Annotated in this window: 6 protein-coding genes; 4 read left to right on the top strand and 2 right to left on the bottom strand. The window is 74.5% G+C overall.

Annotation, left to right across the window (positions count from 1 at the left end; all coding sequences use genetic code 11):
* Positions 1-34: 34 nt before the first annotated feature.
* Positions 35-940 (bottom strand): transcriptional regulator CynR, encoded by a 906-nt coding sequence (gene cynR, locus ACFXA3_RS33635; protein WP_385193142.1) that lies wholly within the window; start codon positions 938-940, stop codon positions 35-37.
* Positions 941-1064: 124 nt separating this feature from the next.
* Here cynR and ACFXA3_RS33640 point away from each other — a divergent pair, with 124 nt between their 5' ends.
* From ACFXA3_RS33640 to dnaN, 3 genes are all read left to right on the top strand, one after another.
* Positions 1065-1682, top strand: coding sequence for a carbonic anhydrase (locus ACFXA3_RS33640; protein WP_385193144.1), 618 nt, complete (start codon positions 1065-1067; stop codon positions 1680-1682).
* Between the two features lie 120 nt (positions 1683-1802).
* Positions 1803-2273 carry a cyanase gene (gene cynS, locus ACFXA3_RS33645; RefSeq protein ID WP_385193146.1) on the top strand — a complete coding sequence of 157 codons (471 nt, stop codon included), beginning with the start codon at positions 1803-1805 and terminating at the stop codon, positions 2271-2273.
* A gap of 70 nt (positions 2274-2343) precedes the next feature.
* Positions 2344-3534 carry a DNA polymerase III subunit beta gene (gene dnaN, locus ACFXA3_RS33650; RefSeq protein WP_385193149.1) on the top strand — a complete coding sequence of 397 codons (1191 nt, stop codon included), beginning with the start codon at positions 2344-2346 and terminating at the stop codon, positions 3532-3534.
* Here dnaN and ACFXA3_RS33655 read toward each other — a convergent pair.
* Positions 3509-4495 carry a DUF5937 family protein gene (locus tag ACFXA3_RS33655; protein WP_385193153.1) on the bottom strand — a complete coding sequence of 329 codons (987 nt, stop codon included), beginning with the start codon at positions 4493-4495 and terminating at the stop codon, positions 3509-3511. The genes dnaN and ACFXA3_RS33655 overlap by 26 nt on opposite strands.
* 111 nt (positions 4496-4606) lie before the next feature.
* Between ACFXA3_RS33655 and ACFXA3_RS33660 the strand changes: the two genes are divergently transcribed.
* Entirely contained in the window at positions 4607-5512 is a 906-nt protein-coding gene (locus ACFXA3_RS33660) for an aldo/keto reductase (RefSeq protein WP_385193151.1), read from the top strand.
* Positions 5513-5632: the final 120 nt, after the last annotated feature.

The following is a 5632-nucleotide window of genomic DNA, read 5'->3' on the forward strand; positions in this document are numbered from 1 at the left end:
CTGCGGGCGTACGCCGCCGAGGCCTCGGCGGTGTTCACGGGCTGACCGGCGCCGGGGCGCCCGCCCACTGCCGGGCGAGCGCGGCGAAGGCGCGGGCGGCGGCGCTCTCGTACGCGTTCTCGCGGCGCAGGAGGACCACGGTCCGCTCGGGGAGGGCGGGGCCGAGGGGCACGGGGTGCAGCGGGGTGTGGTCGCGGGTGAGGGCGTCGGGGAGCACCGTGGCGAGCCCGGTGCGCCGGACGATCTCGGTGAGCGCGCTGATGGAGTTGGCCTCCACCGCGATCGGCGGCTCGACCCGGTGCCGGTGGAAGTACGCGTCGACGTGGGTCCGGGTGGCGAAGTCCCCGCTGAGCAACGCGAGCGGGCAGGAAGCGAGTTCGGCCACGGGCAGCGGCTCGGTGCGGCCGGCGTGCGGGTGGGCGGGGCCGACCACCAGGCCGAGGCTCTCGGTGAACAGGGCGTCGGCGCCGATGCCCGGAAGGTGCGGGCCCTGGAAGGCGATGCCCAGGTCGACGGCGTCGGCCAGCAGCGCCGACTCCAGCCGGCCCTGCGTCATCTCCTTGACGTTCAGGGTGACGGCGGGGTGCCGGGCGTGGAGTTCCGCGGTGAGCGGGCCCAGCAGGTACGCGGTGAAGGTCGGGGTCATGGCGAGGCGCAGGCTGCCGCGCGAGAGGTCCGCCACGTCCAGTACGGCCCGCTCGGCGGCGGCCAGGTCCTGGAGCGTGCGGCGGGCGTACGGGAGGAAGGCCGCGCCCGCGTCGGTCACGCGCACGGCGCGCCCCGTGCGGTCCAGCAGCTGGGCGCCCACGGTCCGCTCGAGCTGCCTGATCTGCTGCGACAGCGTGGGCTGCGAGATGTGCAGTTCCTCGGCGGCGCGGGTGAAGCTGCCGTGTTCGGCCACGGCCAGCAGGTAGCGCAGATGGCGCAGTTCCAGAGGCATGCACACCAGTATAGATGTCACCAATAGCGATCATGATCAGTGCGTCTTGGACTCTATGGGTGCAGGTCATGCAGGGTGGATCCCGTCAGCCCGACCAGGGCCGTCCCACCGAAGGGAGTGACCCGTGCACGACCTCGCCGAAGGCCTCGCGCGCTTCCAGCAGGACGTCTTCCCGGCCAAGGCGGAGCTCTTCGCCCGCCTGGCGACCACCCACCGGCCGCACACGCTCTTCATCGGCTGCTCCGATGCCCGCGTCGTCCCGGAACTGATCACGCAGCGGGAGCCGGGCGAGCTGTTCGTCATCCGGACCGCGGGCAACCTCGTACCGCCCCACGAAGCACACGGCCCCGAGGGCCCCGGCGGCCCCGATGCCGGGGACGGCACCGCGGCGAGCATCGAGTACGCGATCGCCGTCCTGGGGGTCCGCGAGATCGTGGTCTGCGGGCACTCCGCCTGCGGCGCCATGACCGCACTCGCCGCCGGCCAGGACCTCGCGGAGCTTCCCGCCGTCGGCCGCTGGCTGCGCCACGCGGCCCCCGCCGGGGCGCCGCAGGCCGAGCTCGCGTCCCTGATCCGGGACAACGTCGCCGTCCAGCTCGCCCACCTCGCCACCCACCCCGCGGTGGCCCGCGCCCTGACCGCCGGGACCCTCACCCTGCACGGCTGGGTCTACGACATCCCCACCGGCGCGGTCGAGCGGATCACCCCCGCGACCGGCCGCGCCGCCGCCGTCGCGGCCTGACCCGGCCCCGGCCTGCCCCGACCCCGAACCCGAACCCGAACCCGGACCGAACCCGGTCCGGACCGAACCCGGACCGGACCCGAACCTGATCCGTCCGACCACCTCCGAGAGGAACCTCTCGTGATCCACGCCCAGTTCGACCCCACCGCCCGGCAGTCCCTGGCCAACGCCGCCGTCGACGCCAAGGCCCGCAAGGACCTCAGCTGGCAGCAGATCGCCGATGCGGCCGGCCTGTCCGTGGCCTTCGTCACCGCCGCGGTGCTGGGCCAGCACCCCCTGCCGGCCGCCTCCGCCCGCGCCGTCGCCGAACTCCTCGAACTCGGCCCGGACGCCGAGCGGCTCCTCCAGACCATCCCGATGCGGGGCTCCATCCCCGGCGGCATCCCGACCGACCCGACCGTCTACCGGTTCTACGAGATGCTCCAGGTCTACGGCACCACGCTCAAGGCCCTGGTCCACGAGCAGTGCGGCGACGGGATCATCAGCGCGATCAACTTCAAGCTGGACGTCAGGAAGGTCGCGGACCCCGACGGCGGTGAGCGGGCCGTCATCACCCTCGACGGCAAGTACCTCCCCACCAAGCCCTTCTAGCCGGTCCGTTGTCAGTGCCGCCCCCTACCCTGCGTGGACCGAACGGTGCGATGCGACGGGGGATGTGCGGATGGAATTCCGGATCGAGCGGAACGCTCTCGCGGAGGCGGTGGCCTGGGCGGCCAGGTCACTGCCGGCGCGGTCGCCGGTGCCCGTGCTCGGCGGCCTGATGCTCGATGCGGGAGGCGGGCGGCTGCGCATCCGCGGCTTCGACTACGAGGCGTCCGCGCACATCGAAGTCCCGGCGGACACCCCGTCCGCCGGGCACGTGCTCGTGATGGGGCGCCGGCTGCTCGACATCTGCCGGGTGCTGCCGGACACCGTGGTGGAGTGCGCGCTGCACGGCACGCGTTTCACCGTGGAAGGCGGTGGGACCCGTTTCGGCCTGTCGGTCCTGCCCGTGGACGAATACCCGGCACTTCCCGCGCCGCCCCCCTTCCGCGGAACGGCCGACGCGGCGGAGTTCGCCGACGCCGTCGCCCGGGTCGCGATCGCCGCGGGCCGTGACGACGCGCTCCCGGTGCTCACCGGGATCCAGCTCCGGCTGGACGGCGACTCCATGACCCTGGCCGCCTCGGACCGGTACCGGTACGCCGTGCGCACGGTGCCCTGGAAACCGGATGCGGAGGCAGGGACGGGGGCGGACGGCTGCGAACCGGTGGAGGTGGTGGTTCCCGGCCGCAGACTGGCCGAGATCTCCCGTTCGCTGGCGAAGACCGGGTCGATCCGCATCGGCCTGAACACCCCGGGCGGCCCGGGCGGCTCGGGCGGCGGCCTGATCGCCTTCGAGGGGGACGGCATGCGCACGACCCTGCGGCTGCTCGAAGGACGGCTGCCGCGCCACGGCAAGCTGTTCGCCCTGGACAGCCCGGCGATCGCGGTCACCCGGCGGGAGGAACTCGCCGAGGCCGTCCGCCGGGTCGCGGTCGTCGCGGAGCCCAACAGCCCCGTCCGGCTCGACTTCTCGGCCCGGGGAAGCCTCCTCCTGCAAGCGGGGTACGGGGACGACGTCGCCGCACAGGAGATCCCGGCCACCCTGGACGGCGCCGCTGACCTGGCCGTCGCCTTCAACCCCGGATACCTGCTCGAAGCGCTCACCTCCTTCGACGCCCCGCGCGTGCGGTTCGAACTGCTGGGCCCCGGCCTGCGGGCCCTGCTCGGCGCCGCACCCGATGCCGATGCCGTACCCGATGCGGATGCCGGTGACGCGGCGCGCGAGGACCACCGCCACCTGCTCATGTCGGTGCGGCAGCTGAGCTGACGGATCCCTCCCGGCCCGGCGCCGCGAGGAGGGCTTCGGCGACGGTGGTGCGGGCGTACAGCACCGAGCGGCCCGCCCGGTGCGCGCTGACCAGACCCGCATCGCGCAGTGCCGTCAGGTTCTGGGACACCCCGGCCGCCGAGAGCCCCGTACGCCGGGCCAGCTCGGTGGTGGAGGCCGGCGCCTCCAACTCCGCCAGCAGCAGGGCCCGCGAACGGCCGAGCACGGCGGTGAGGGCCTGCGCCTTCGCGGCCGGCGGCCGGGACGCCCACAACGCGCCCACGCCGCGCGCCGGGTAGGCGAGCTGCGGCGGGTCCGGCGGCGTCATCCGGGTCAGCAGCCCCGGCCCGAGGAACGCCGACGGAACGAGCAGCAGGCCCCGGCCCGCCGTCTCCCGGGACAGCGGCCGCGTCCGGCGCAGCAGCCGCAGGGCGTTGTCGTCCCAGCGCACCGCGCTGTGCAGCTCGTTGATGACGTGCCCGGCGCCCTGCTCGGCCGCCTGCCGGGCCCGGTGGAAGACATCGGCGTCCAGCACCGCACGGATCCGTGCCCAGTACGGGGCGAGCGCCAGCTCCCAGTAGGCCTCCACCTCCTGCGCGAGCCGTGGCAGGCGCGCCTGCGGATCCGCGTACAGCGACCGTGCGCGGGGCCCGAGCGAGCCCTGGTGGTAGCGCAGGTGGTCCAGATTGCGGCGGACGACGTCGGCCGGGGAGGCCACGAGGGCGGCCAGCTCCTGCGCCGGAGCGGGGGCCGGTCCGGCGGGCGCCGGATTGAGGAAGTACGGCAGGTACCCCTTCGGCGGGATCAGCTCCGCGAGCCAGCCCCGGTCCAGCCCGGCGGCCGCCAGCCGGGGCCGTACCTGCTCCGCCCAGGGCCGGTACACGGGCGACGTGGCGCCGTCGGTCAGCAGCCGCCGGAAGCTGGTCACCACCTCCCACGACGGCGAGACGGCGAACCGCATCTGTGCCAGATCGCCCGCCGAGAACGCCAGCTCGCCCAGGAGGACCACCCCTTGGATTCACTCATGCCTGAAACATTGGCGCCGACCCTATCGTGCGGAGATCATTCCGGCATGACCTCCCAGAACATCAACGCGGCCGCATCCGGCACGTGGAAGCTCGGCGACCTGCACGTGAACCGCCTCGGCTTCGGCGCGATGCGGCTGACCCAGGACGGCCCGGCGTTCACCCGGGACTCCGCCCCCAGCGACCGGGCCCGGGCGATCGGCGTCCTGCGCCGCGCCGTCGAGCTCGGCGTGAACCACATCGACACCGCCGCGTTCTACTTCTCCCCGCTGCGCTCCGCCAACGAGCTGATCAACACGGCCCTCGCCCCGTACCCGGACGACCTCGTCATCACCACCAAGGTGGGCCCCGGCCGGTCCCTGGCGGGCGAGTTCGTGCCCCACGCCACCCCCGGGCAGCTGCGCGGCCAGGTCGAGGAGAACCTGCGCCAGCTCGGCCGCGACCACCTCGACGTGGTGAACCTGCGCATCGTCGGGGACGATTCGATCGCCGAGCGCTTCGGCGCCCTGGCCGACCTGCGCGAGGCCGGACTGATCCGCCACCTCGGCCTGTCCAACGTACGGCCCCACCACCTCGCCGAAGCGCAGGCGATCGCGCCGGTGGTCTGCGTGCAGAACATGTACGGGCTCGGCGCCGGACCCGAGCAGGAGGCGTTCCTGCGCAGCTGCGGCGAGCAGGGCGTGGCGTTCGTGCCGTTCTACGCGATCGCCGGCACGGGGCGCGAAGCGGGCACGGGCGGCGCCGAACACGAGGAGGTGCTGGCCGTGGCCCGCGCCCACGGGGTGGGCGCCGCCGAGATCCGGCTCGCCTGGACCCTGCACCGGGGACCGCACGTCCTGGCCATCCCCGGTACCGGCAACCCGGACCACCTCACCGCCAACGTGGCCGCGGGCTCCCTGCGCCTGACCGCCGAGGACCTCGCCCTCCTGGACTCCGTCGGCCGCACCGGCTGACCGGCTGACCGGCGCGTCGACGGGCGGTCGGCCCGCCCGGAGCGCCCGCCCCGCCCCGGGCGGGGGGTGGGTGGGGGCGGGGGGGGCGGGGGGGGCGGGGGGGTCGGGGGGGGGCGGGTG

It is taken from the genome of Streptomyces sp. NPDC059456 (assembly GCF_042750055.1).
Lineage (GTDB): Bacteria > Actinomycetota > Actinomycetes > Streptomycetales > Streptomycetaceae > Streptomyces.

Bases quoted from the DNA above. Each gene is read 5' to 3' on its own strand.
- ACFXA3_RS33660 (WP_385193151.1), top strand. From the start codon at position 4,607: ATGACCTCCCAGAACATCAACGCGGCCGCATCCGGCACGTGGAAGCTC.
- dnaN (WP_385193149.1), top strand. From the start codon at position 2,344: ATGGAATTCCGGATCGAGCGGAACGCTCTCGCGGAGGCGGTGGCCTGG.
- cynR (WP_385193142.1), bottom strand. From the start codon at position 940: ATGCCTCTGGAACTGCGCCATCTGCGCTACCTGCTGGCCGTGGCCGAA.
- ACFXA3_RS33655 (WP_385193153.1), bottom strand. From the start codon at position 4,495: ATGCGGTTCGCCGTCTCGCCGTCGTGGGAGGTGGTGACCAGCTTCCGG.